General features: G+C 64.3%; 21 protein-coding genes and 2 riboswitches. Of the genes, 10 read left to right on the forward strand and 11 right to left on the reverse strand.

Annotated features, from left to right (window positions below):
- Positions 1-696: 696 nt before the first annotated feature.
- A complete protein-coding gene (locus tag KUW00_RS11225) occupies positions 697-2,406 on the reverse strand; it encodes a diguanylate cyclase (protein ID WP_222569104.1) in 1,710 nt (569 codons plus the stop codon).
- A 171-nt stretch (positions 2,407-2,577) separates the two neighbouring features.
- On the opposite strand from KUW00_RS11225, the gene KUW00_RS11230 reads away from it, so the two are divergent.
- A complete protein-coding gene (locus KUW00_RS11230; RefSeq protein ID WP_222569105.1) occupies positions 2,578-3,366 on the forward strand; it encodes a hypothetical protein in 789 nt (262 codons plus the stop codon).
- Positions 3,367-3,425: 59 nt separating this feature from the next.
- Positions 3,426-3,528: riboswitch (TPP riboswitch) on the forward strand.
- Positions 3,529-3,608: 80 nt separating this feature from the next.
- Complete coding sequence (locus tag KUW00_RS11235; protein ID WP_108449909.1) at positions 3,609-5,054, forward strand: sodium:solute symporter family protein; 1,446 nt, start codon at positions 3,609-3,611, stop codon at positions 5,052-5,054.
- 115 nt (positions 5,055-5,169) lie between these two features.
- Here the strand turns inward: KUW00_RS11235 and KUW00_RS11240 are convergent, their stop codons facing one another.
- The 3 genes from KUW00_RS11240 to KUW00_RS11250 form a co-directional block, all read right to left on the reverse strand.
- Positions 5,170-6,450: an LLM class flavin-dependent oxidoreductase gene (locus KUW00_RS11240; RefSeq protein ID WP_222569106.1), complete on the reverse strand. Its 1,281-nt coding sequence runs from the start codon at positions 6,448-6,450 to the stop codon at positions 5,170-5,172.
- 8 nt (positions 6,451-6,458) lie between these two features.
- Positions 6,459-7,268 (reverse strand): 3-oxoacyl-ACP reductase, encoded by an 810-nt coding sequence (locus tag KUW00_RS11245; protein WP_222569107.1) that lies wholly within the window; start codon positions 7,266-7,268, stop codon positions 6,459-6,461.
- Between the two features lie 47 nt (positions 7,269-7,315).
- Positions 7,316-7,414, reverse strand: a riboswitch (TPP riboswitch).
- Positions 7,415-7,512: 98 nt separating this feature from the next.
- Positions 7,513-8,187, reverse strand: a complete 675-nt coding sequence (locus KUW00_RS11250) for an SOS response-associated peptidase (RefSeq protein WP_222569108.1) — start codon at positions 8,185-8,187, stop codon at positions 7,513-7,515.
- Between the two features lie 164 nt (positions 8,188-8,351).
- Between KUW00_RS11250 and KUW00_RS11255 the strand changes: the two genes are divergently transcribed.
- The 5 genes from KUW00_RS11255 (at position 8,352) to KUW00_RS11275 (ending at position 13,238) form a co-directional block, all read left to right on the forward strand.
- Positions 8,352-9,095 carry a thermostable hemolysin gene (locus KUW00_RS11255; protein ID WP_222569109.1) on the forward strand — a complete coding sequence of 248 codons (744 nt, stop codon included), beginning with the start codon at positions 8,352-8,354 and terminating at the stop codon, positions 9,093-9,095.
- A complete protein-coding gene (locus KUW00_RS11260) occupies positions 9,088-10,722 on the forward strand; it encodes an AMP-binding protein (RefSeq protein ID WP_222569110.1) in 1,635 nt (544 codons plus the stop codon). Before KUW00_RS11255 ends, KUW00_RS11260 begins: the two co-directional genes overlap by 8 nt.
- Positions 10,719-11,489, forward strand: coding sequence for a TenA family transcriptional regulator (locus tag KUW00_RS11265; RefSeq protein WP_108131729.1), 771 nt, complete (start codon positions 10,719-10,721; stop codon positions 11,487-11,489). Before KUW00_RS11260 ends, KUW00_RS11265 begins: the two co-directional genes overlap by 4 nt.
- Entirely contained in the window at positions 11,477-12,307 is an 831-nt protein-coding gene (locus tag KUW00_RS11270; protein WP_222569111.1) for an SDR family oxidoreductase, read from the forward strand. The genes KUW00_RS11265 and KUW00_RS11270 overlap by 13 nt, the downstream gene beginning before the upstream one ends.
- 151 nt (positions 12,308-12,458) lie before the next feature.
- Positions 12,459-13,238, forward strand: a complete 780-nt coding sequence (locus KUW00_RS11275) for a glutaredoxin family protein (protein ID WP_222569112.1) — start codon at positions 12,459-12,461, stop codon at positions 13,236-13,238.
- 85 nt (positions 13,239-13,323) lie between these two features.
- Here KUW00_RS11275 and KUW00_RS11280 read toward each other — a convergent pair whose 3' ends face one another.
- The 7 genes from KUW00_RS11280 to KUW00_RS11310 all read right to left on the reverse strand — a co-directional run bounded on the left by KUW00_RS11280 (position 13,324) and on the right by KUW00_RS11310 (position 20,328).
- The gene (locus KUW00_RS11280) at positions 13,324-13,734 is read right to left on the reverse strand and encodes a hypothetical protein (RefSeq protein ID WP_222569113.1); all 411 of its coding nucleotides are present in this window, start codon (positions 13,732-13,734) and stop codon (positions 13,324-13,326) included.
- A 133-nt stretch (positions 13,735-13,867) separates the two neighbouring features.
- The gene (locus tag KUW00_RS11285) at positions 13,868-14,638 is read right to left on the reverse strand and encodes a copper resistance protein B (protein ID WP_108449902.1); all 771 of its coding nucleotides are present in this window, start codon (positions 14,636-14,638) and stop codon (positions 13,868-13,870) included.
- A gap of 13 nt (positions 14,639-14,651) precedes the next feature.
- Positions 14,652-16,532 (reverse strand): copper resistance system multicopper oxidase, encoded by a 1,881-nt coding sequence (locus KUW00_RS11290; RefSeq protein WP_222569114.1) that lies wholly within the window; start codon positions 16,530-16,532, stop codon positions 14,652-14,654.
- 227 nt (positions 16,533-16,759) lie between these two features.
- Positions 16,760-18,109: an ATP-binding protein gene (locus tag KUW00_RS11295; protein ID WP_261392128.1), complete on the reverse strand. Its 1,350-nt coding sequence runs from the start codon at positions 18,107-18,109 to the stop codon at positions 16,760-16,762.
- On the reverse strand, positions 18,096-18,758 hold the full coding sequence (locus KUW00_RS11300; RefSeq protein ID WP_045994131.1) for a response regulator transcription factor: 663 nt from the start codon (positions 18,756-18,758) through the stop codon (positions 18,096-18,098). Before KUW00_RS11300 ends, KUW00_RS11295 begins: the two co-directional genes overlap by 14 nt.
- A gap of 83 nt (positions 18,759-18,841) precedes the next feature.
- Positions 18,842-19,330: a plastocyanin/azurin family copper-binding protein gene (locus KUW00_RS11305; protein WP_045994127.1), complete on the reverse strand. Its 489-nt coding sequence runs from the start codon at positions 19,328-19,330 to the stop codon at positions 18,842-18,844.
- Positions 19,331-19,428: 98 nt separating this feature from the next.
- A complete protein-coding gene (locus tag KUW00_RS11310) occupies positions 19,429-20,328 on the reverse strand; it encodes a LysR family transcriptional regulator (protein WP_045994126.1) in 900 nt (299 codons plus the stop codon).
- A 150-nt stretch (positions 20,329-20,478) separates the two neighbouring features.
- Here KUW00_RS11310 and KUW00_RS11315 point away from each other — a divergent pair, with 150 nt between their 5' ends.
- From KUW00_RS11315 to KUW00_RS11325, 3 genes are all read left to right on the forward strand, one after another.
- A complete protein-coding gene (locus KUW00_RS11315; protein WP_045994125.1) occupies positions 20,479-21,612 on the forward strand; it encodes a 4-oxalomesaconate tautomerase in 1,134 nt (377 codons plus the stop codon).
- Positions 21,613-21,739: 127 nt separating this feature from the next.
- Complete coding sequence (locus KUW00_RS11320) at positions 21,740-22,867, forward strand: Bug family tripartite tricarboxylate transporter substrate binding protein (RefSeq protein ID WP_045994124.1); 1,128 nt, start codon at positions 21,740-21,742, stop codon at positions 22,865-22,867.
- Between the two features lie 101 nt (positions 22,868-22,968).
- On the forward strand, positions 22,969-24,927 hold the full coding sequence (locus tag KUW00_RS11325; protein ID WP_045994123.1) for a tripartite tricarboxylate transporter permease: 1,959 nt from the start codon (positions 22,969-22,971) through the stop codon (positions 24,925-24,927).
- Positions 24,928-25,048: the final 121 nt, after the last annotated feature.

Raw genomic sequence — 25,048 nt, forward strand, 5'->3', positions numbered from 1 at the left:
TAAGCGGACCAAACTTGGCTCAAGGTTCAAACGTCTCGTTTGACGAGTCGCTTGCCTTGATATTTCAGTGACAGTGTCACTGACTCATCGGCAAGCGCCCACATGAATTACCTGATCAATTTTTAAAGAGCTTCTCGCTTTGCAGCGCCTGTTGGCGCAGCGCCCTGCGAGGAAGGCGTATTCTACAGAATCGGAGCGTTTCGTCAAGGCTTTCTTTGTTAGCCGTACAAGCGATGCCTGCAGGACCCAAGAGAAAGCGAAGCGAGCCTGACGCGCATCCTGCGATGCCGTCCTGGCGACTCCGATCGAGTGGCGAGCATTTTACCGATTTCTCGCTGCCCGTCAAGTGGAGAATTTTTCGAAGACCTGAAAAAGTCTTTTCAAAACAATCACTTTACCACCCTTCACCGCCTGTGACGTTTGCTCGTCGCCGGCAGCGGATGCGTACTTTACGCATCACCTCCGGCCTTGGCAAGCACTTCGTGTAAAAAAATTTCACGCCGCCGTCATCTGAATGACATCAGCCACACTGCGAGATCCTTCTCGATTCCGCAGGTGCAGGATTCAGCATGTCGAACAGCGGCTACCAAGCTTCTCTTGCAATCTCTCGAGGCCATCCTCGATCCGCCCGCCGTGGCATTCAATTCAGCACCGCACCGCCTTGCTCAGTAGAGGTCTCTTTTCATGTTTCAGCGACTAGACGCGGGAGGCCTCTTGCGACGACTCTCCGTCCGTCGCGGCGCACACGCGGTTGCGACCACTGCGCTTGGCGCTGTACAGGCGCCGGTCGGCGCGCTCGAACAGCGGTGCAAACCCCTCCCCCTTGCGATACTGGCTGACGCCGATGCTGATGGTGATGCGAATCGTCTGTCCATCCGACAGGGTAATTTCCCCCCCTTCCACCGCGCGACGCACCCGCTCGGCCGCCTTGATCGCCTCGGGCAAGGCAGTGCGCCGCATGACCACCACGAACTCCTCGCCGCCGGTTCGCGCCACCAGATCGCCATCACGCAGGCAGTTGGCTACTGTTTGCGCCAGCCAGGTGAGCACCTGGTCACCGGCCGAATGACCGAAACCATCATTGACCTGCTTGAAGAAGTCGATATCGACCGCGGCCAGCGAGAACACCATCCCGCCACTGTCGCATTCCTCGATCAGGCGGGTGACGTGGCGATCCAGCTGGCTTCGATTGGGGAGTCCGGTCAAGGCATCGGTCATCGCCTGGTCTTCCAGCTGATCACGTTCGAGGCGAATACGCTCGACCTCCATCTCGTTGGAAATGACACGTTCGACGGCCCCGACCAGTAGTCGGACCAACTCGATGTCGACCTCGCTGAAGGCGTGCCGCCGCGCCGACGGACTGGAGAAGTTCAGCGTCCCCCAGACCTTGCCCTGGATCCGCAGCGGTGCACCGATATAGGTCTCCAGCTGAAAGTTCTCGTAGCAGGGGTGGCCCTTGACTCGCTCGTCCTGACCGGCGCGGTGGGTATGGAAGACGTCATCGGCGTCGAGGGTCAGCCGACAGTAGGTGTCACCCAGTGCAAAGCTGTCGCCGGCCCCTACTGGCGCATTATCCGAGGCCGCCCAGCGAACCGTGTAACACTCCCCCTCGACCTGACTGACCAGCGCGATATCCAGCCTCAGGTAGCTCAAGGCGTCACGCAGCAGCATGTCGACGATCTCTGATACTCCGATATCGGTGCGATTTACCCCGGTATGGACATCCCGCAACAGCTGGATCATCGAGCGATACTCGGAGACGTCCTGGATGATGGCGTAGAAGCCCATCACTTCATCTTCCACCACGTCCGGCAGATAGTGGACCTTGAAGTAGATCTGGCGACCGTCCTGGAGCACCAGGGAATCCTCGTAGCTGACCTCCTGCCCCGCCAGCGCCAGATCGAAACGTGGCCGGATCTTGGCGTAGGAGTCTGCATCAAGCACCGAAGACACCGGCTGCCCCATCAGCGCCTCGGCAGGCTGGCCGATGAAGTCGAGGTAGGCACGATTGTTGAAACGGAAGCAGAAGTCGCGGTCGACGTAGGCCACCATCACCGGCAGGTGGTCGGCCATCCGCGCGATGACACCGCGGCTTGCCTTCTGCCGAGCCGACAGTCGCAGCACCAGCCCACCATCGGCCAGGCGACAGCAGCTACCATCGCCCAGTTCCAGCGGCATCGAAGGCTTGGCAGCGTGAGCGACACCCCGGGAGACCCAGGCTTCGGCGACCCTGGCGACCTCGCCAGGCAGCTCTGCCAGCCCCCGCCCGATCCAGACCTCTCCAGGCTCGCCCAGCACGCGCACGGCATCACCGACCACGTCGTGCACCTGCAACTCCGGCGTCAGGCGTACCAGCACCGTTCCGGACGACACCAATGCCTCTTCCACCCAGGCAAAACGCTCCATGAGGACAACTCCTTGCGTAAGCCCTGCCCTGGACCGGCAGCAGGTCAATACCCTGGCGGCTCGCGTGCCGTCTTCTCTAGCCTATGAAAAGATGCTTATAGATGCCGGATTATTTCGCTTGCCCGCTTCCACGTTATGCTGGCGTCGCCGACACCGCCGCGGGAGCTGCCCATGAACCACCAGGACCTTGTCGCCATCGAACACGCCCTGACGCTGGCCAATCGCGGGGATACCAGCTGGCTTTGCACGCGTCTGGACACCCCTGCTCCCGCCTTCCCCCACCTGAGCGTCACCAGCGATGCCGATGGCCCCGGGTACGCCGGACAGCCCATCTTGCTGTCCCAGGCGCGGGACGGCGGCGCCTGCCTGGTCAATATCGACAACAACGCCAACGATGGCACCCCCTGCCTGGTCGAGCGCCTGTCACCGAGCAGCGAGACCCTGGTGCACCTGGAGGTCATCCATGCAACGCTCGCCGGCCAGCCATCGCTGATTCGCCGCGTCAGCCTGGGCAGCACGTCCATGAACCTGCAGCGACCCACGCCAACCAGTCCGCTGGTCCAGATCGGCGACGACGTCGTCGAGGTGCTGATCCAGCCGGCCTTGCGTCTGGTGCTGACCGGCCACGCCCCGGTCAATGCCGACTTGGCGCGCCAGGGACAACGGCTCGGCTTCGAGGTCATCCTGTGCGCCCCAGACCACCCCGACACGCATCACTCGACAGCGCCCCTGCCGGCAGGCGTCGAGTTCCAGCGCGCTCCCGCGGCCCCCTTCCTGCGCGGCGGCGGCGGGCACCGACGCACCCTGGTGATGGACGCCACCGACGCCTCGACCATTGTGCGAGCGAGCCGCGAGGCCTGCTGTCATGGCTATCTGGCGATGGCTGACATCGATCGACGCCGGGCGGCAAACTGGCTTTACGATGGCTGGCACAGCCTGCGCACCTCGCCCACCGTCTGACGCCCCGTCGCTGCGGCCAAAGCGCCAATTGACAGCCATCGGAGGCGGTCCTACGCTGTGCGCATTCCTGGGGGAGCCTGACGGCTGAGATTCCGCATCACGCGGTAACCCTTTGAACCTGATCCGGGTCATGCCGGCGAAGGGAAGGATGGTTGCGTTATCTCCTCTTTCTTCCTGTCCGCCGCTCGTCCCGCCTGTCCACCGGTCCCTGCGGACAACGACAAGAAAGAGGTCTTCTTTCGATGATGCTCGATCCCACCTGGACGGCGCTGTGGCTTCTGCTGTGCGCCGCCATCTTTGCCATCCCCGGCCTGATCTATGCCCGACGTCGTCAGGGCGGCCTGGATGACTACATCTCGGCTCGCAACAGCCAGAACACCCGCGCCACGGTGTTGACCCTGGTGGCCACCACCCTGGGCACCTGGATCCTGTTCGGCCCCGCCCAGGCGGCCACCTGGGGCGGCATCGGCGCGGTACTGGGCTATGCGCTGGGTTCCATGGTCCCGCGCCTGGTGATGATCCCGCTGGGACGACGCATGCGTGAGCTGATCCCCGAAGGCCACGGCCTCACCGAGTTCGTGATCCATCGCTACGGGCGCACCATGTACGCCTTCACCCTGACGATCATGCTGTTCTATCTGTTCATCTCGCTGGCGGCAGGCCTCACCGCGATCGCCCATATGGTCACCCTGCTGGCGCCGATCCCACTGTGGCTGACCGCCTGCGTGGTGATGATCGCGACCCTGCTCTACACCTTCTACGGCGGCCTGCGCACCACCATCTTCACCGACAAGGTACAGATGCTGGTGATCCTGCCGTTGCTGGCGCTGCTGCTGGTGTTCGGCTGGCAGGCCGCCGGCGGCGTCGCGCCGACGCTCGAGGGCCTGCAGGAACGTGCGCCCCAGTTGCTGGATGTCACCGATGCCGGTGGCCTGCGTGCCGGTCTGACGTTCTTTATCGCGGTGATGCTGACCGGCCTGTTCTACCAGGGCACCTGGCAGCGCATCTACGCCGCCCGGGACAGCAAGGTGCTGCGGCGGGGCTTCTGGATCGCAGGGCTGTTCAACTTTCCGGTGATCGTGCTGATGGGCCTGTTCGGCCTGGCCTTCGTCGGCCTCGGGCTCGAGGGAGACGGTTCGGTGGCGCTGTTCAGCGTGCTGCTGTCCGAGGTGCCGCTGTGGTTCGCCCTGGCCTTGATTCCGCTGGGTCTGGCCCTGGTGATGAGCAGCGCCGACACTACCGTCAACGCCACCTCCAGCATCATCGCCGTCGACATGCACCGGCTGCTGCCCCAGGCCAGCGAAGCCACCCTGATGCGCCTGGCACGCTGGCTGATCGTCGCCGCAGCGGTGCCGGTGACCTGGGTGGCGGCCCAGGGCTACAGCGTGCTCTATCTGTTCCTGCTGGCGGACCTGCTGTGCTCGGCGGCGGCCTTCCCAGTGTTTTTCGGTCTGTTCAATCGCCGCTACGACGGGCGCAACGCGGTCCTCAGCACCGCTGCGGGCCTGGTCGCCGGGCTGGCGATGTTCCCGTCCCCCAGCGGCGGTACCGCCACCCTGCTGGAATCCTTCCTGCTGGCGGCCTTCGTGCCGGTGCTGGTCTCGCTGGTGCTGATGAAGCTGCTGCCATCCCGCCAGGACTATGACTTCACCCGCATGGGCAGTCTGGTGCGGCGTTTCCAGAGCTGACACCGCCACGCTGACAGCCTGGCAAGGCGTGATAAAAAACAGCGGGACGTGCTGACGCGTCCCGCTGTTGTCGTTTCAAGGCCTGGCGATCAGGGGCCCTGGCAGTTCCGGCTCATCAGCGACCAGGCCGCGCCAGCCCCAGGTGGTCGCGCAGGGTGCGGCCCTGGTACTCGCGTCGAAACAGCCCGCGGCGCTGCAGTTCGGGCACGACCTGTTCGACCACGTCCTCGATGCTGTCCGGCAGCGATGGCGGCATCAGGTTGAAGCCGTCCGCCCCGCCCTGCTCGACCCAGCGCTGCATCTCGTCGGCGATACGCTCCGGGGTGCCGACCATGGTGCAGTGGCCGCCACCGGCGGCGAGCCGTCCCAGCAACTGGCGCAGCGTCGGTCGTTCGCTCTCGATGATCCGCAGAATCGTGGCGTAGCGCCCCTTGGGCCCGCTGAAGGCCTCCAGTGGCGGCAACTCGGGCACCGGGGCATCCAATTCCCAGTCGCTCACGTCCTGACCGATGAACTGACTCAACTGGCGCCGGGAGCTGTCCACCGGCAACAGTTCGTCGAGCTCCCGCTGCTTGCGTCTGGCCTCCTCTTCGGTGGAGCCGACGTAGGTGACGAGCCCCGGCATGATCGCGACCTTCGGTCTGCCAGCGGCCTTTACCCGGGCCTGAAGGTCGCTGTAGTAGGCCTGGGCCGAGGGCAGATCGTAGGCCACCGCGTAGATGGCCTCGGCGTAGCGCGCGGCCAGGTCACGGCCCTGATCCGAGGCGCCGGCCTGGAACAGCACCGGGTGGCCCTGGGGCGGACGCGGCACCGTCAGCGGGCCATCCACCAGAAAGTGCTCGCCGTGATGATGGATGGGACCGACCCGGCTGGCGTCGACGTAATCGCCCTGGCGGTCCCTCACCAGGGCGTCGTCACTCCAGGAGTCCCACAGCGCCAGCACGGTATTGGCGAATTCCTCCGCCCGGGCATAGCGCTCGGCGTGGCTCGGCATGGCCTCGAGCCCATGGTTGCGCGCCTCGCTGTCGAACATCGAGGTCACCAGGTTCCAGCCCAGGCGTCCGCCGGAGATATGGTCCAGCGAGGCCAGCATGCGCGCAGCATGAAACGGCGTATAGAAGGTGCTGGAGACGGTCGAGATCAGCCCGATGTGTTCGGTGGCCCGCGCCATGGCCGCCAGCATGGTCAGTGGCTCCAGGGTCCACAGCGGGCCGTCGGCGACGCTGCCCGCGGCGTGACCATCGGCGAAGAACACCGCATCGAAACGACCCCGCTCGGCGAGCCGCGCCAGCTCCTCGTAGTAGCGGATATCGGCCATGCGCTCGACGCTGGAACGGGGATGACGCCAGGCCGCCTTGTGGTGGCCGCAGCCCATGATGAACAGATTAAGGTGCATGCTGGCCATCAGTCCTTCACCAGTCCGCCGTCGACCACCAGGTTCTGGCCGGTGACCGCTCGCGACCAGGGCGAGGCGAACAGCAGCGCGGCGTCGGCAAACTCTTGCGGCGTGGTCACCCGTCGCAGCGGTGTGCTGGCGGCGATCAGGTCGAACACCGCCTCCGGCGTGGCGCGGGAGGCATCGGTGGTGCGCAACAGGCCCCCGGAGATCATGTTCACGGTGATGTTGTTCGGGCCCAGATCGTGGGCCAGGGTGCGCGTCAGCGACAGCAGCGCCGCCTTGGCGGCGGTGTAGTCGTGGTAGGGCACCACCGGGTTCTGGAACAGGTTGGTACCGATATTGACGATGCGACCAAAGCCGGCCTCACGCATGCCGGCAAGCGACGCCTGCACCGTGTTCAGCGCACCCCGGGCGACCCCCTGAAGCTGATGATCGAGGTGCTCCCAGGTCAGCTCGTCGGGACCGGGGCGGGCGTCGCCGTTGAAAGCGAAGTCCGGCAGCGCATTGTTGATCAAGGTGGTGACCGGCGCGCCGAAGTGCTCGCGGGCACGCGCGAACATGGCATCGACGGCGCTGCGATCACAGACGTCGGCGGCCACCGCCAGGGCTTGCTCGGGATAGTCGGCTACCAGCGCGTTGGCGCCCTCTTCGCTGCGTCGATAGTTGACCACCACCCGCGCGCCCTGCTCGAGGAAACTGCGCGCCAGGCTGACACCGAGGCCACGTCCAGCGCCGGTGACGACGACCAGCTGGCGGGAAATAGGAAGCGCAGGCGGACTTACGGAAGCTGAAGGTAAGGCGTCGGAAAGGGTCATCTGGCGGGTCCTTGGTCGAGGCGAGGAACGCACGCCGACCCCTGGACTGACGACTGCGCTGACATCCCTTCGCCGGTATGAACTGGATCAGGTTCGACGGGTGTTTCTCAGCCCCGCTATCGTGCGGGACACCCCGTGCCATGCGCCTTCGACCTTAGCCCATCGGCGCGGGGCGGACAAGCCGCGCAGCACCTGGAACATCACCGCAGCCAGGGCATGCAGACGGGCGCTTCAGACCCGACGGTCAGCCCGGTGCCTGGACGGCTTCCATCAAGTCACTTCCTTCCTCTCCCGCCCGATTGACCCTGGTCGAGACCGGCCATGCCTCGAAGGCGCCAGCGGGTAGATGCCGCACCGTCTGGCGCATGACGTCGCGATCACTCAGCTCAGGATCGAGCCAGGGTTCAAGGCTGGCGTCGTCCAGCGCCAGCGGCATCCGGGCGTGCACCTGACTCGCGCAGCCCCGGGCGGGTTCGGTGAGGATGGCAAGGCCCGGCCTGCCGTCGTCCCTTTCACTGAAGATCGCCGCCAGCCACAGCGGCGCGCGATCTTCACGACACAAGAAATAAGGCTGCTTGCCGGTCTCGCCCGGCAGCCACTCGTACCAGCCGTCCGCCGGCACCAGGCAGCGATGGCGAGCAAAGGCCCCACGAAAATAGCGCGAGGTGGCGACCTTCTCCACGGTGGCGTTGATCGGCTCCGGCGCCCCGGCCTGGGCCCAGTGGGGTCGATAGCCCCACCACATCGAGGTAAAGGAAGGTACAACCTCCCCGTCCATGGCGAGTGACGTGATCCAGGTGCCCGGCGCGACATTGTAGCGAGGTGGCGGCTCCTGCTCGGGCAGGCGCGGCGCCACCGGCAAGCGCATCAGCGCCGCAAGCTGAGCAAAAGGTGTGTAACAGGCGAAACGGCCGCACATGGATACCTCCTTTACCGGACCCTGCAGGATCAGCCTAGCACCATCTCTTGCGTCCACTCAGGCCACCTGTGCACGCTACAGGTTAGTCATCTGCGAACGTTAAGTTTTCGCTAAGCTAGGCAGCCTAGCCTTGCCATCAACTCCTCTTTCAAGGACGCGATGACATGGCCCCGGCAATCGCAGCATCGGCCTCGAAGACGACAGCCCACACGGATGCTCCCGAGCCGGACGTGACCTCCGGCCTGTGCTGGGCGTCCCCGGAGCGGCTGGGCGAGGCAAACGCCTTCATCTCCGACGTCTATCGTCTCCATCACAATGCCTCCATCAGCAATCCCTACCAACGCTTGCTGACACTGCGAGACCCCCATGGCGCGCTCGTCGCCACCACAGGACTCAGGCGTGCCGATGAAGGCCCTCTCATGGTGGAACACTACCTCGAGGCACCTGTCGAGATGGTGCTCGCCACTCGTGGCCTCTGCGACCTTGCGCCGCCGCGCCACCAGGTCATGGAGGTCGGCGCCCTGGCCAGCGCATCGCCAGGCGCCGGCCGACGGCTGATGCTGTCGCTGGTGGTGGTGCTCGAGCGACTGGGCATCGACTGGCTGGTGGTGACGGCGTCCAGGGACGTGCGCAACGGCCTCGCCCGGCTCGGCATCGATATGCACACGATCGGTCGCGCCCATCGCCACTGCCTGGACAATCCTGTGGACTGGGGACGGTATTACGAGCGGGACCCCAGGGTCGTGGTGATTCGCCCCCTCGAGGTGGCCAACAGCATGCGCGCCACCCCGCTCGGCGCTTTGCTTCTCGCCGGCGCAGCACAGCTTGCCCCGGAGGCGGCAGATCCCGTACCGGCGCTACCCCATGTCCACGCCTGCTCGGCGGCCGGGGACATGCCCCATGGATAGGCTACACCAGCGCCTGCGCCAAAGGGCGAGGCTGTCGCCGGATGCGGAGAGCCTGCTCGGGCAAACCCCGGATGGCGCCGACATCCGACTTACCGCCCGGCAACTGGAGGCCGCCACCGACGCTGTCGCGCACCAACTCGAGCAGTCGGGCGTTTCTCACCTGGGCCTGCTGGGTCACAACTCTCCTGGCTGGCTGGTCGCCCAGCTCGCTGCCTGGCGGGCTGGCCTGCCGATCACCCCGATACCTGCATTTTTCAGCGAACAACAGCTCAACCACCTGCTCGATACCACCGGGCTGGACGGGCTTCTGATCGCGCAGGACAGCCCGCTGGACGCCTGGCTGCCATCTGCCCGCGCAAACGACTTCAAGCGCCAGCCACTCGACGCTCCGGTCGGCCTGTCCATCGCCTTGTTCCGGCGCCCCTCGACGCCCGCACCACTACCGGACGGAACGCGACTGATCACCTTTACCTCCGGCACCACCGGCACCCCCAAAGGGGTCTGCCTGTCCGGGCCTCATCTCGAGTCGGTCATTGAAGGACTGGAACAGCGCCTTGCAGGTGTTCCCCTCCATCGTCACGGCGTGGTGCTGCCCATAGTGGTGCTGCTCGAACATCTGGCCGGCGCACTCTTCGCCCTCTGGCGAGGAGCCACGATCGTTATCGATACGCCCGATCTTACCGGGCTACATGGCAGCGGTACGCTAGCCCCCGACCAGTGGCAACGCTGGCTGGCCAAGCGGCGACCCGACAGCCTGATTCTGGTACCGGGGCTGCTCAAGGCGCTAACTCACCTGGCCTCACATCATTCTGCGGCAAACGGGTGGCAACAGGTGTTGTCGCTAGTCGCCGTGGGCGGGGGCCAGGTGCCCCGCCGCCTGCTCGAACAGGCAACCCAGCAGGGGCTCCCTGTCGCCCAGGGCTACGGCATGTCCGAGATGGGCTCGGTGGTCTGTCTGAGCCGCCCAGACGAGCCCCAGGATGGCCGTGTCGGGTGCCCCCTCAAGGGATTGCGCCTGAGCACCGATGAGCAGGGGCAACTGCTGGTCCACGGTCGTCGCATGCTCGGCTACCTAGGGTCCGATCATCACCTTCCGTCAACCGAGATGCCCTGGCCCAGCGGAGATCTCGGTCACCGCCTGGCGGACGGTCACTGGCGCCTGGACGGGCGTCAGCGCAACGTCATCATCCTGTCGAACGGACGCAATCTCTGTCCCGAGTGGCTCGAGGCGGAGCTCGAGCTTATCGACGGTATCGATCGTGCCTTCGTCTTCGGCGAAGGCTTGCCGGGGGTGCTGGCGCTCCTTAGTCCTTCAGCCGCTATCCAGCCCCCCCGCCTGGAAGCCCACATCACCGCGCTCAATCAGCGCCTGCCCGACTACGCCAGGGTCCGCGGCTGGCAGTCGTTGCTACGGCAACTGCCAGGCGTCGCCGAGCCGCTGTCGATCGCCAGCAACGAACTGACCGCCAACGGACGCCTGCGCCGGGCCAGCATTCAGCTCCGCCGCCGCTGCGACATCGAGCGGCTTGTCGCCAGAACCTTCCCCGGCCATGAGCAGGTGTCAGCAGCGCTTTCCTCCGCCGCCGACGGCCTCCCTTCATACCCACAGGAACCCCCACCCCCATGAACACGCTGACCGATACCCCGATCGTCACCTCGCCACCTGTCGACAACGGCAAGCCCGACGGTTTCTACCGCCACCTGCTCGCTGCCACCGAAGACGAACGCCAAGCCTTGATGGGAGGGGAACTGATCGGGCGCGCCCAGGGCGGCAAGATCACGCTGCCCGAATATCGCGCCTTTCTCGCCCAGGCCTATCACCATGTGCGTCACACCGTCTCACTGATGATGGCCTGCGGCGCCGAATTGTCCGCTCCTAACTTCGTGCTGCGCGACAACCTGCGCATGGCCATCGCCGAGTACATCGACGAGGAAAAGGGCCACGAACATTGGATACTCGATGACCTCGAGTCCACCGGCGTCGATCGGCACCACGCGCGTTCACGCCCACCGCTGTTCGAGACGGAATGGATGGTGTCCTACGCCTACGACAGCATCAGACGGCGCCATCCGCTGGCCATGTTCGGCATGGTACTGGTGCTCGAGGGTACCAGCACCTCGGCGGCCAGCGCCGCCGGCAGGGCCATCCGCGATAGTCTGGGCCTGACCGATGACGCCTTCCACTACCTGTTTTCCCACGGCGAACTGGACATCTCCCATATGGCCTTCTTCGCCGAACTGATGGACACCATCACCGACACCGAGGAGCAGGCCCAGATCGTCCATTCGGCCCGCGCCTTCTATCGCCTCTATGGCGCGGTCCATGACGCCGCCCTGCGAGACGCCGAGCACTGGACGGACGAAGCGCTGGAGGCAAACTCATGCCATCACTGAGCGAGCGCAGGATTCTGGTGACCGGCGCCACTGGCGGCATCGGCTCGGCGCTGGTGAAGCGGCTTGACGCCGAAGGCGCCAGCCTGTGGCTGGCAGGGCGTGATGAGGGCAAGCTCAGCGCCCTGGCGGGCGAGCTTGGCAAGGCTGCCTCGAGACACACCCTCGTCGCTGGCGTCGATCTGACCACCGCGATGGGCCGCCAGCGGCTACTCGACCAGCTAAGTCAGGCAGCACCCGAGCAGCGCCCTTCGACGCTGGTCCACCTGGCCGGCATCAATCATCTCGGCTGGTTTCGCGAAACCTCGCCAGACGACGTCATCCGGGTGCTCGATACCAATCTGAGCTCGACCCTGCTGCTGACCCAGGCCCTGCTGCCTTTGTTTCTCGGCCAACCCAGCGCTAACCTGCTGTTCGTGGGCTCACTGCTGGGGCATATCGGCCACCCGGGCTATGTCGCCTACTGCGCCAGCAAGGCCGGCCTCAAGGGCTTCGCCGAAGCGCTGTCCCGGGAACTCGAAGACACCTCGGTCCAGGTGCAGTACCTGGCCCCCCGCGCCACCCGGACCGCCATGAACGGCCCCGACGCCGAGGCCATGAACGAGGCCATGGGCAATACCGTGGACAGCCCCGAGCGCGTGGCCGATGCCATCATCAAGCAGCTGACAAGAGGCCAGCGTCGCGCCGTCCTCGGCGGCAAGGAGCGCCTGTTCGCGCTGATCAACGCCATCGCCCCCACGCTCGTCGATCGCGCTATCGCCCGGTCCCGAGCCGATATATCCCGCCACCTGGATCCCCCTGCGCAGGTTATCCAGGACTGACCAGCCGATGACCGTATCGCCTTGACCCTTGTGCTGCACAAGGGTTTTAGTCTGTGGTGGAGATGCTCGAACTTGCATAGTAGTGACGGAAGCTTCAGGGGCCACCACCCTGGCCTGCCTGGGCTTTTCTCAACCACCACAGGGAGAGGAAATGAGCACGAACACAGCAAGCCCGGCGCAGCGGGCCTCATCCAGCACTGCCCGCCTCTATCGCATGAAGACCGCGGAGCACCTCTGCCCCTTCGGCCTCAAGACCCTGTCGCTGCTCAAGCGCAAGGGCTACCAGGTCGACGACCACACCCTGACGTCACGTGAAGCCATCGACCGCTTCAAGCAGGAAGCCGACGTGGACACCACACCCCAGGTGTACATCGGCGACGAGCGCATCGGCGGCTACGAAGAACTGCGCCGCCACCTCGGCATGAGCGTGCCCGGCGACAAGGAAGTCAGCTACCGTCCTGTCATCGCCATCTTCGCCACGGCCCTGCTGATCGGCCTGGCGGTGGGCTGGGTGTCCGGCCAGTCGCTGGTCTCAGTGCGCACCACCGAGTTCGCCGTCGCCTCGGCCATGGTTCTGCTGGGCCTGCAGAAACTGCAGGACGTGGAAAGCTTCAGCACCATGTTCCTGAACTACGACCTGCTGGCCCAACGCGATGTACGCTACGGCTACATCTACCCCTACGCCGAAACACTGGCCGGGATACTGATGCTGGCAGGCAGCCTGATCTGGATCGCCGCGCCTGTGGCCCTGTTCATCGGTACCGTGGGTGCCATCTCGGTGTTCAAGGCGGTCTACATCGACAAGCGCGAACTCAAGTGCGCCTGCGTCGGCGGCAACAGCAACGTTCCCCTGGGCTTCGTTTCCCTGAGCGAGAACCTGATCATGCTGCTGATGGGCCTGTGGATGCCGGCCAAGGCACTGTTAATGTAAGACACATCTGACCTGACGGCTCCAGACGTGCAGCAAAAACCCGCCAGGCATTGCCTGGCGGGTTTTCTCTGGCACGATGCAATGTTTATTCGAAGCCGACATGCAGACTGTAGCGACCACTGTTTTCATTGGCGCTGCCAAGCACACTGCCTCGCACTTCAAGCTCATAGTTTCCGGGAGTGACAGGCGCCTCCAGCAGGAAGTGGCCGTTGTTGTCCGCGTCGCTGGCCACCAGCTGCCCCGCGGGGGAATACAGCCTTCCCTCGATACTCATCGACTGACTCGAGTCGCTGGCAAGATGTTCACTGCTGACGACGATCATTCCTTCCTCTTCGATCGGCAACCGGTAACGCACGGGTGCACCACGAAGCTGTTGGGTGGCAGACACACCTTGCCGCAAGATTTCGGCTTCCTGCGAATGGCCCTGCGCAGCCCATACCGGTAGAGAAACGCCCACGAGGACAGCTACACCCATCATGTGTTGCCACAATTTCATAACGATTACCTCCTTTGAATGTTGGCACCTTCATGATGTGTCATCTGGCTTAATCTACGCTGAAACATTGATAAACGGCGTAGTGAAGCAGATCCCGCCAGCGGCCTGAATGGCAACCGTAGGCGTAGAGGCATCAAAACCAGACGCGTAGCCCGGCAACCACTGCGGTGTCTTCCACTTGATCGCCTTCATCACGCGCCATATCGGCAGTATCGCCATAAAGTTTCTGCCAATAGGCGCCGATATAGGGCGCGAACTTGCGATGTAGCTCATAGCGAAGGCGCAGGCCGGTGCGCAAGGAATTGAATCCCTCCCCTACACCGAACTCCTCGGCATCATCGAACGCCACTTCCATTTCCAGGCGAGGCTGCAGATAAAGCCGCTGGGTCAGTCGCAGATCATATTCCTGCTCCAGACTCAAGGAGGTATCACCATCGTCACTGACACGAAGATCCAGCTCGGTTTCCAACCGGTAGGGCGCCAGCCCCTGCAGACTGATCACGCCGAAATAGCGCTCGGGATGGTCATCGCTGCCAAGCCCGCCCTGATAGCCAAGCCCTCCCTGTAGCTCCCAGAAGTCGGCGATCAGTCGGCTATACAGCAGATCCAGCGATTCAAATTCCGCATCTTCGCCATCCCCTTGGGTATTGTCACCTTCCCCCTTCAGGTAGACGCGATGAACGTCGCCTCCGTACCAGGCCTGAAAATCCCAGGTTACTGCCTCGCTGTCTTCAGACGGCCAGACGTATTCCAGACGGTCGACCAGCACCGAGCCACGCAGATGTTCCTGCATGGGCGACGGCCAGTGATCTGGCGCGTCGTAGCCATCCTCAGCCAGCGCCAGCGACGACAACCCCAGGCCCGATAGCGCTGCCAGGCAAATACGGCCCACACGAATTTCCATGCGTCATCTCTCCTCAGGCAACCTTGACGACGCGGAACATGCCGGCGTCCATGTGATAAAGAAGGTGGCAGTGGAACGCCCAGCTGCCCTCGGCATCCGCCGTGATCAGTGCAGAAAGGCGCTCGCCTGGCTTGACGTTCAGGGTGTGCTTGCGCGGAATCAGCTCACCGGCACCATTCTCCAGCTCCATCCACATGCCGTGCAGGTGGATCGGGTGCTCCATCATGGTGCGATTGACCAGGATGAGGCGCAGACGCTCGCCCTTGTCGAAGTGGATCGGCCCCGAGACCTCACTGAATTTCTTGCCGTCGAAGGACCACATGTAGCGTTCCATGTTACCGGTCAAATGAAGCTCGAGTTCGCGACCAGGAGGACGACGGTCAGGCCATGGCGCGATGGCCTTCAGGTCCTGATACACCAGCACACGACGCTCGCGGGCATCCAGGCCGATTCCAGGCTGATCGAGGCGGGAGCCTGGCTGCGCCACGCCCACCGGCAGCATGGCTGTACCAGTGGCGCTCTCCGTACTGTCCATCTGAGCGTGATCCATTCCCGCCATGCTCGAGTGGTCCATACCGGTCATCGAGCCATGATCCATGCCGCCCATGTTCGAGTGATCCATACCGGTCATCGAGCCATGATCCATGCCGCCCATGTTCGAGTGATCCATACCAGCCATCGAGCCGTGATCCATACCGGCCATCGAACCGTGATCCATACCAGCCATCGAGCCGTGATCCATGCCCTCGTGGGCTCCCATGGCCTCCATTCCTCGATCGGCGATACGTCGGCGTTCCGGCAGCGGCGCCACCATCCCCAGACGCGGCGCCAGGGTCCCCCTGGCAAAGCCGCTTCGGTCCATGGACTCGGCAAAGATGGTGTAGGCCACATCGTCTTTCGGCGTCACCAGAACGTCATAGGTTTCCGCCACCCCAATGCGGAACTCCTCGACGGGCACGGGCCGAACCGGCTGGCCGTCGGCCGCCACCACCGTCATTTCGAGCCCCGGAATCCGCACGTCGAAGTAGCTCATGGCGGAGCCATTGATGACACGTAGCCGCTGCGTCTCGCCGGGGCGAAACAAGGCAGTCCAATTGTCATCGGGTGAATGACCGTTGAGCAGATAGGTGTAGGTGGCGCCGGTAACATCGGCGATATCACGGGAGCTCATGCGCATCCGGCCCCACATGGCACGCGCTTCCCAGGTGGAGGCGAGCCCCTGACGGTCCACATCGGCGATGAAGTCTCCCAGGGTGCGCTCCTGGAAGTTGTAGTACCCCTCCCCGGTCTTCAGGTTGTGGAAGATGGTCGAGGGGTCCTCGAAACTCCAGTCGGTCAGCAGCAGCACGTGCTCGCGGTCATAGCGAAAGGGTTCGCGCTGTTCGGCGTCGATGACCAGGGGGCCCACATGGCCAATCTGCTCCTGCAGTCCTGAGTGGCTGTGGTACCAGTAGGTGCCGCTTTGACGGAGGGGAAAGCGGTAGGTAAAGGTTTCGCCCGGCATGATGCCGGCAAAGCTCACGCCGGGGACGCCATCCATCTCAGGCGGCAGGAGAATGCCGTGCCAGTGAATCGAGGTGGGCTCGTCCAGCAGATTGGTCACCCGCAGCGTCACGTCCTGCCCTTCCTTGAGCCGGATCAGGGGGCCAGGGCTAGTGCCGTTGAGGGTAATCGGCCGTGCAGACTGGCCAGCGATGGGCACGCTCTGGCGACGAATGGCCAGCGAGATATCCGGACCGCTTTCCACTCCCTTGGGGTAACTCGAGGTCTGCCCCCAGGGGTTGGCCCAGGCAGGCGCCAGACCGAGGGCGGCGGTGCCGATTCCCAGGGCCGCGCTTCCCTTGATGAATCCTCGTCGTGATAGCCGATGTGGCGGCAGAAGTGTCGTCGACATGGGTGCTGTCTTCCTGTGCGATGAACTTCTGCCATCTTCCATCGCCAAGCTGAAAGCCAGCTGAATCCTTAGGCGCTGTCCGAAAAGTCGACGAGCGAAGGTTAGACAAGGCAAAAATCGGTGAGAAAGCGCAGTTTACGGGGTGTAAATGAGCATTTTGACCGGGCTGGCGCACCAGACGATTTTTAACGCCGTATTACCGAGCGCAGGCACTTTTCAGACAAGCCCTAACGCACGGCCTCTCTCTCGGAGATTGACGCCAGCGCCAACGGCAAGCGGATGGTCACCTCGAGTCCACCGCTGGGCGCCGCCCGAAAGCCGACCTCTCCCCGGTACTGCTCGACCAGTTCAAGCAGAATCGACAGGCCAATGCCGTTGCCTGGCCGCCCTTCATCCAGCCTCTGCCCTCGCCGGCCCAACAACGGCAGCAACTCCGCCGCCACTCCGGGGCCATCATCCTGGATCTTCAGCTCTAGACATCGCCCCAACGTCAGCGCGAGCCACACCGACTGGTTGGCCCACTTGCCCGCGTTGTCGAGCACGATGCCGATCATTTCCAGGAAGTCCTGTCGCTCCATCTCGATGCAGGCATCCTCGGCGTCCCCGAGGGCCATGACGAAGCGCTTGTCGGGGTAGAGGCTTCGAAACATGTCGAAAAGCTGGTCGAGTTCCCGCTTGACCCGGGTGTGCTGGCCGCCACCGGGGCCCGCCAGACGCGCCTGACGCAGGTGGGACTCCATCAACTCCTGCATCAGCGTCAACCGCTCCAGCAGACGCTCACGGCGGGATTGATCAAGCTCACGCTTGCTGCGCAGCGCCTGCATCACCGCGGTCAGAGGGGTCTTGAGCGCATGGGACAGGTCGGCAACGGCGTTACGCGAACGCACCAATCGGCGCTCCTGGCTGTCCATCAGACGATTAAGCTGCGAGACCAGAGGGCGGAACTCCTGCGGCACCTTCATTCTGAGACGCTGTCGCTGACCACTTCGCAGCTCGGCCAGCTGGCGCTGCAACAGATCCAGTGGCCGCAGGGCGGCATTGACCGCCAACCCGTTAAGCAGCGAAAGAGCCAGCAGCACCAGACCTGCGATGGCGCCAATCCACCAGTGCAGGGCCGCAAGGCCTTCCTCGACGCTGTCGAAGGATTCTCCGATGAGCAGCACCCCAGGCCTGCCGTCCACCGTAAAGGTTCGCCTCAACACCAGCAGGTGACGTCCCTCCAGGTGTACATCCAGCAGCGACCTGTCAGGCCCATCCAGGTGGGGCGTCAGCGCCGACAACCAGCTCGGATGGGAGGTGGTGACGAGCTCGCCGCGCTTGAGCACGTACAGGTGATGAAAGACCTCGGCCGACAGGCTCGAGGGCAAGGTGGGGGCCGGTACCGGGTCTGCGGCTTGACGCAGTTGCGCCAGGCGATACTCCGCCTCCTGACGCAGTCGGTCACCCAGAAAGTCCCGCGCGGTCTCGCGCAGCAGCAGGCCATGCATGAACCAGGTCAATCCCATGACCAGCAGGGACACCGCCCCGAGGCTGACCAGCAGGCGCAGACGGAGACTATTGCGTCTAATGCGAAACAAGCACGTACCCCTGGCCTCGGCGGGTCTGGATGACATGCTTGCCCAGCAGACGCCTCAGGCGCGCGATATAGACCTCCACCAGGTTGGGCGCCGGGGCATCCTGCTCCAGGGCGTAGAGCTGATCGAGCAGCTTCGTCTTGGAGTGCACCCGGTCAGGGTGGTGCATCAGGTAGCGCAGCAGGCAGAACTCGGTGGCGGTAAGCGTCTGCCATGGGCCTCCCGCGCAACTGACCTGGCGCTGCTCCTCGTCAAGGCGGATGCCATTGACGATCAGCCGCGCCGTCAATTCGGTACGCCGCCGCAGCAACGCCTGTATCCGCGCCAGCAGTTCCTGTTCGTGAAAGGGCTTGGTGAGGTAGTCATCAGCCCCCCGACGAAGGCCGTCCACCTTGTCCTGCCAGGCATCGCGAGCCGTCAGGATCAGCACCGGGAGGCCTAGGCCGTGTTCACGCTGGAATTCGAGCCAGTCGAGCCCCGAACCATCGGGCAGGCCGATATCCAGGATCATCAGTGCATACTCTTCGCTGTGCAACAGCGCCTTTGCCACGCTCAGTCGCTCGGCAACGTCGACGCGATAGCCATGATCATCCAGCGTATCCTTCAGACTCTCGCAGAGCAGGTCATCGTCCTCGACCAGCAACAGCTTCATCACCATCATCTCCCTGCCAGCGGGCCCAGGCATGCCACGCCTCACTCGAGCCGGACGGGGTGGCCCCGTCCCAGGCTTGCCGCCTATTCTCCCACACTCAGGGTGCCATGCATGCCCGCTTCAAAATGTCCGGGTACATTGCAGGCGAAGGTCAGCGATGCCCCCTGCTCCGGCGCCTGCCAGACAAGCGTCCTGGTCTCTCCCGGCGCCAGAGTCACCGCCGGCATGTCCATGGCGCCTTGCATCTGACTCATGTCGTGGCCGTCACCTTGCATGCCATGCCCTCCTCCCGAGGCCATCTCACGCATCATCTTGCGGTGTTCGTTCTGAGCCTCGGCGGAGCCGATCACGAACTCATGCTCGAGCTGACCGCTGTTGGTGACCTCGAAGGCCACCACCTCCCCGGGGGCAACGCTCAAGCTTTCCGGGTCGAACCAGATATCGCCGGCCTCGACGGCGATGGTGCGATCCGCCTGATCGGGGTCCATGGCGTCCGATTGAGCGTGGCCGGGACCTGCCAATGCCTGGGTCGACAATAGGCCAAGAGCGACCACCATCAGTGTGCTGCGCATGACGTCATCCTTCCGTTTTGGGTGTGTCCCTCTGTTTGTAGCGCAAGAACCTGAATCCATACTGAATCGGCGATAGATGGCTATGCGGTTCGCTGCGCCTACGAATGCTTCCACTGTTCCAGCAGCAGATCGATAAACAGCTGGGCGGTGCCCGAGATACTGTGCACGTTGCTGCGTACCAGGCCGATGGTGCGCTGGATGCGTGGCTCCGGCAGCTCCCGCGAACACAGGATCTCGTGATCCGGGCCCGGCATGGTCATGCGCGGCAGAATCGCCACTCCCAGGCCCGACTCCACCAGCCCCAGCGAGGTCGACAGATGCTGTACTTCGTAGAAGCTGTTGAGGTGGATGCCCTCGGCGGACAGCGCATTGTCCAGCAGGGTGCGATTGCCGCTGTCGCGACTGACGGTGATCAGCCGCACCTGCTCGAGGTCTGACCACTCGATCTGCTCCCTGGCCGCCAGCGGGTGATCGGAGCGCAGCGCCAAGACGAAGGGGTCTCTCATCAACTGGGTGAAAGACACCTCGGGCCGCTGGGCGCTGAACATGTTGATGCCGAAGTCGGCCTCGCCGCTGATGACCTTCTCGAGACCCTCGTTGGCGCTGACATCCAGAATACGAATACGGATGCCCGGCCAGGCCTCGCTGAACCCCCTGATCACGCTTGGCAGAAAGTAGAAGGCAGCGGTCGGCAGGCAGGCGATGGTCACGGTGCCGGTCTGGTGGGTGGCCAGCTCGCGGATACCGAGGATCGAGGACTCGTACTCTTCGATCATCCGTCGCGCCCGAGGCAGAAAGTCGGCGCCTATCGGCGTCAGCCGGGTACGCCGGGTGGTGCGCTCGAGCAGGCCCACCTCCAGCAACTCTTCGAGCTTCTGGATTCGCCGTGACAGCGCAGGCTGCGACAGGTGCAGGCGCTGAGCCGCCTCATGGAAGGAGCCCAGCTCCGCGACCTGGATGAAGGCCTGCAGATCGAGAAATTCAAGACGGTGCTGCATCGGGTCACTCTTGCATGAAGGCTTTTGGACTAATAACCATAGCGCATTAATCCTCATTTCGCATTGATAGACGCCAAACTTTGCATTTGAAGCATCAATAGACGCCTGACAAGCTGATACCACGACCTCCAACAACGGCGTGGCATCACGATGATGAACAGCATCCCCTGCATGATCATGCGCGGCGGCACCTCCCGCGGGCCCTTCCTGCGCATGAGCGACCTCCCCGACGACGAGCCCGCCAGGGCGGAAATCCTGATCAGCCTGATGGGCTCCGGCCACGCCCTGCAGATCGACGGGATCGGCGGCGGCGACCCGCTGACCAGCAAGGTGGCCATCGTCGAGCGCTCCAGCCACCCGGACGCCGACGTGGACTACCTGTTCGCCCAGGTGGACGTGCTCAACCGCCGTGTCGACTTCAACCCCAACTGCGGCAACATGCTGTCTGCCGTCGGCCCCTACGCCATCGAGTCCGGCCTGGTGGAGCCGCAACCGGACTACACCCTGGTGCGGGTACGCAACCTCAACACCCAGCGACTGATCGAGTGCCACGTACCCACCGACGCCGGCCAGGTCCGCTACGACGGCGACACTCGCATCAGCGGTGTCCCCGGCAGTTCCGCCGCCATTCAACTGAGCTTTCTCGACATCGTCGGAACCAAGACGTCGGGACTACTCCCGACCGGCCAGGCCGCCGACACCATCGACGGTGTCACCGTATCCTGCCTGGATGCGGCCACCCCGATCATCATGATCGACGCGCGAGAGCTTGGACTGAGTGGCCGCGAGACGCCGCTCGAGCTGGACGCCGACAGCGACCTGCTCAAGCGTCTGGAGAGGATCCGTCGTCATGCAGGAGAGCTGATGGGGCTTGGTGACGTCAGCGACAGCGTGCTACCGAAGCCCGTACTGGCCTCGCCCGCCGAGGATGCCGAGCGCACCCTGTGCACCCGCTACTTTGTCCCCCATCGCTGTCACAAGGCGATCGCTGTCACCGGTGCCATCGCTGTGGCGAGCGCCGTCAGCGTCCCTGGCACCGTCGCCAATCGCATCGCCATCGATGCAGGGCAGCTCAAGGCCGGTGACCTCAAGGCGGCCGTCAGCCTGGAGCACCCGTCAGGGTTCATCGACCTCCAGGTGGAGCACCGCGACGGCGACCCCGGCGATATCGCCCGGGCCTCATTGATCCGCACCGCCAGAAAGATCATGAGCGGCACCCTGTTCTATGCCCTGCCCGACCCTACTCTGCCCGGCACGCCTTCCAGCCGCCCCGGCCCGGACTGATCTGCACCGACAAGGACGCTGCCGGCTGCGCCGAGCGCCGCCGCGCCCGACAACCACAACCGCCATAACAATCACCACCTCCCCAACCGACATAATAATCGTCACAACGACCGTCAGGAGACACGCCATGATGACCCGTAAACCTTCCTCGTTCACCGCATCACGCCTCGCCTTGTCCCGCGTTACCAGGGCCGCGGCACTCGGCATCGCCATCGCAGGCGCCAGCCTCGCCGGCAATGCCCAGGCCGCAGATGTCGAGGTACCCGCCAATATCAAGTGGACCGTGCCGTTCGGCGTCGGCGGCGGCACCGATGTGTGGGCACGCTTCTTTTCGCCCTGGCTCAGCGACTATATCCCCGGCGAGCCGACCATCATGATCGACAACGTCCCGGGAGGCGGCTCGATCAATGGCGCCAACCTCTTCGCCATGCGCGCCAAGGCCGACGGTTCAAACTGGCTCGGCACCTCGGCCTCCACCCAGTACCCGGCGATGCTGGATGATCGCCGCGTACGCTATGACTACAGCGAATGGACGCCGATCCTGGCGACCCCCACCGGCGGGGTGGTCTATGGCCAGCCGAGCCTTGGCGACACCGCCGACGCGGCGATCGATGCCCTGCTCAGCCAGCCGGTCAAGCTGGCCGCCCAGAACCCCACCGGTCTCGAGCTGCCCGTGCTGATCGCCCTCGACCTGCTCGGAGCGGACGTCCAGGCGGTGTTCGGCATGCGCAGCCGCGGCGAGGGACGACTGGCCTTCGAACGCGGCGAAGCGGACATCGATTTCCAGACCAGCTCGGCCTACCTGAGCAACGTCACCCCGCTGGTCGAGTCCGGCAAGGCAGTGCCGTTGTTCTCGCTGGGCCTGCTCGACGACGACGGCAAGATTGTTCGCGACCCGGCCTTCCCCGACCTGCCGACCTTCAACGAGGTCTACCAGGCGCGTCACGGCGAGGCACCCTCCGGGCCTGCCTATGAGGCGTTTCGTAAGTTCTTCGCCTCTGGCTTCGCCCTGCAGAAGCTGATCATGGTGCCCAGGGACACCCCTCAGGAGCTGGTCGACGCCTACCGTGACGCAGCCCGCGAGTTCGTCGCCACCGATGAGTTCAAGCAGGACGCAGAGGCCCAGCTCGGTCCCTATACCCCGGTCATCGGTGACGTCATCCAGCGCCACCTGGAAGACGCCATGTCGATCGATGAGGCGACCCGTGAGTGGCTGGCCAAGTGGCTCGAGGAGAAGCACAACGCCAGGATCTGACACCGTTCGGGAAGCGCCGGCCGCGACGGCCGGCGCTTCCTGGCTCAACGACTTCAACAAGACGCCCTCGGGCGTCACCAACAACTCGAGAGCCACACGCCATGCTTGATATCCTTCTTTCCAGCCTGGGACAGCTGTTTACCCTGTCCCATCTGCTGTTCATGACGCTGGGGGTGCTGGTCGGCCTGGTCGTCGGCATCATTCCAGGCCTCGGCGGCATCGCCGGCATGTCGCTGCTGCTGCCCTTTCTCTACGGCATGGAGCCCACGGTCGCACTCGGCATGCTGATGGGCCTGGTGGCGGTCATCCCCACCGGCGACACCTTCGCCTCCGTGCTGCTGGGCATTCCCGGCTCCAGCGCGTCACAGGCCACCGTCATCGACGGTTTCTCCCTGGCCAAGAAAGGCCAGGCCGCACGGGCCCTGTCCAGCGCCTTTCTGTCATCGATGATCGGCGGCCTGATCGGTGCCGTGGTACTGACCGGCTTTATCCTGATCGCAAGACCGCTGGTGCTGTCGTTCTCGTCATCGGAACTGTTCATGCTGACCCTGCTCGGGCTTTCCATGGTGGCGGTGCTGTCGGGAGCCGACCTGTTCAAGGGTCTGGCCGCCTGTGGCCTGGGTCTGCTGGTGGGGGGTATCGGCATGGCACCGGCCACCGGAGAATTTCGTCTGAACCTCGACATCGACTACCTGTTCGATGGCCTGCCGCTGGTGGTCGTCGGCCTCGGCATCTTCGCCCTGCCGGAGATCATCGATCTGCTGGTCAAGCGAGGCGCCATCGCCGAGAAGCCCTGCCGCCTGGGCGAAGGCTGGCGTCGCGGTATCCAGGACGTCGGCCAGCAGCGCGGGCTGGTCGCACGCTGCGCCGCCATCGGCAGCCTGGTCGGCACCATTCCGGGGCTCGCTGGCTCGGTGGTGGACTGGCTGACCTACGGCCATGCGGTGCAATCGGCCAAGGACAGCTCCGAGTTCGGCAAGGGGGATATTCGCGGCGTCATCGCCCCGGAGTCGGCCAACAACGCCTGCGCCTGTGGCGCGATGGTGCCGACCTTGCTGTTCGGGGTGCCCGGTTCAGGCACTGCGGCGGTGTTCCTGGGCGGCCTGCTGCTGCTCGGCCTGCAGCCGGGGGTCGGCATGATCGAGACCCATCTGGACCTGACCTACACCATCATCTGGTCGCTGGCCCTCGCCAATATCCTCGGCGCCGCGCTCTGCCTGATCCTGGCCCGGCCCGTGGCCAACCTGACCCGGGTGCCCTTTGCCACCCTGGCGCCACTGATCACGGTGCTGATCATGTTCGCCGCCTTCCAGGCCACCCGCGCCACCGGCGATCTGCTCGCACTGGGTGCCATCGGCGTGCTGGGCGTGCTGTTCAAGCAGGCCAACTGGTCACGTCCGGCCTTCCTGATCGGTTTTGTGCTGGCACCGGGCGCCGAGGCCTACTTCTACCAGGCGGTCCAGTTCCAGGGCACCGACGCCTTCCTGCGCCCCGGCGTGCTGATCATCGGCGCCATGATTCTTGCCGCCATGTTCATTCCGGTGATCGGCAAGCAGATCAAGAAGCGGCGTCAGCCGATGTCGGTGGGCGCCGCGGCCACCGAGCCAAAGCCCGACGCTGAATCCCATCGTCTGGGGATCATCGATATCGTGCTGCTGGGAGCCCTGCTGGCGCTGGCGGCCAGCGCCTGGGTCAACGTCTCGGAGTTGTCACTGATCGGCGGCATCATGCCACGGCTCGCGATTGCCATCATGGCCCTCGCCTGCCTGGCCGAGATCGTCCGCAGCGTGGTACGTCGCCCCCGCTGGGAGCGTCAGACCTTCGCCCGAGAAGCCATCTGGCTGGTCGGCTTCTTTGCCCTCGTCGCCGCCATGCTGACGCTGGGCTTCATCACCACGGCCACTCTGTTCACCCTGGTGTTCCTGCTGGCCATCGCCAAGCTCAAGCCCTGGGTCGCGGTGCTGATGGCGCTGGGGGTACTGGCATTCCTGCTGGCCATGGCAGAGTTTCTGACCCTGACCTATCCCCAGGGCATCCTCGACCCGCTGCTGTTCTACTGACCCCCGCAGCGACCCGCAGCAGCCCTGCGAGTACGAAAGCCACCGCTGTACACCGTTGTAAAGAGATAAGCCCCGCCTCGGCGGGGCTTATCCTGTAAAGACGTGCGTGAGGGGAACACCA

It is taken from the genome of Halomonas sp. DP5N14-9, assembly GCF_019802175.1.
Taxonomy (GTDB): Bacteria; Pseudomonadota; Gammaproteobacteria; order Pseudomonadales; family Halomonadaceae; genus Halomonas; species Halomonas litopenaei.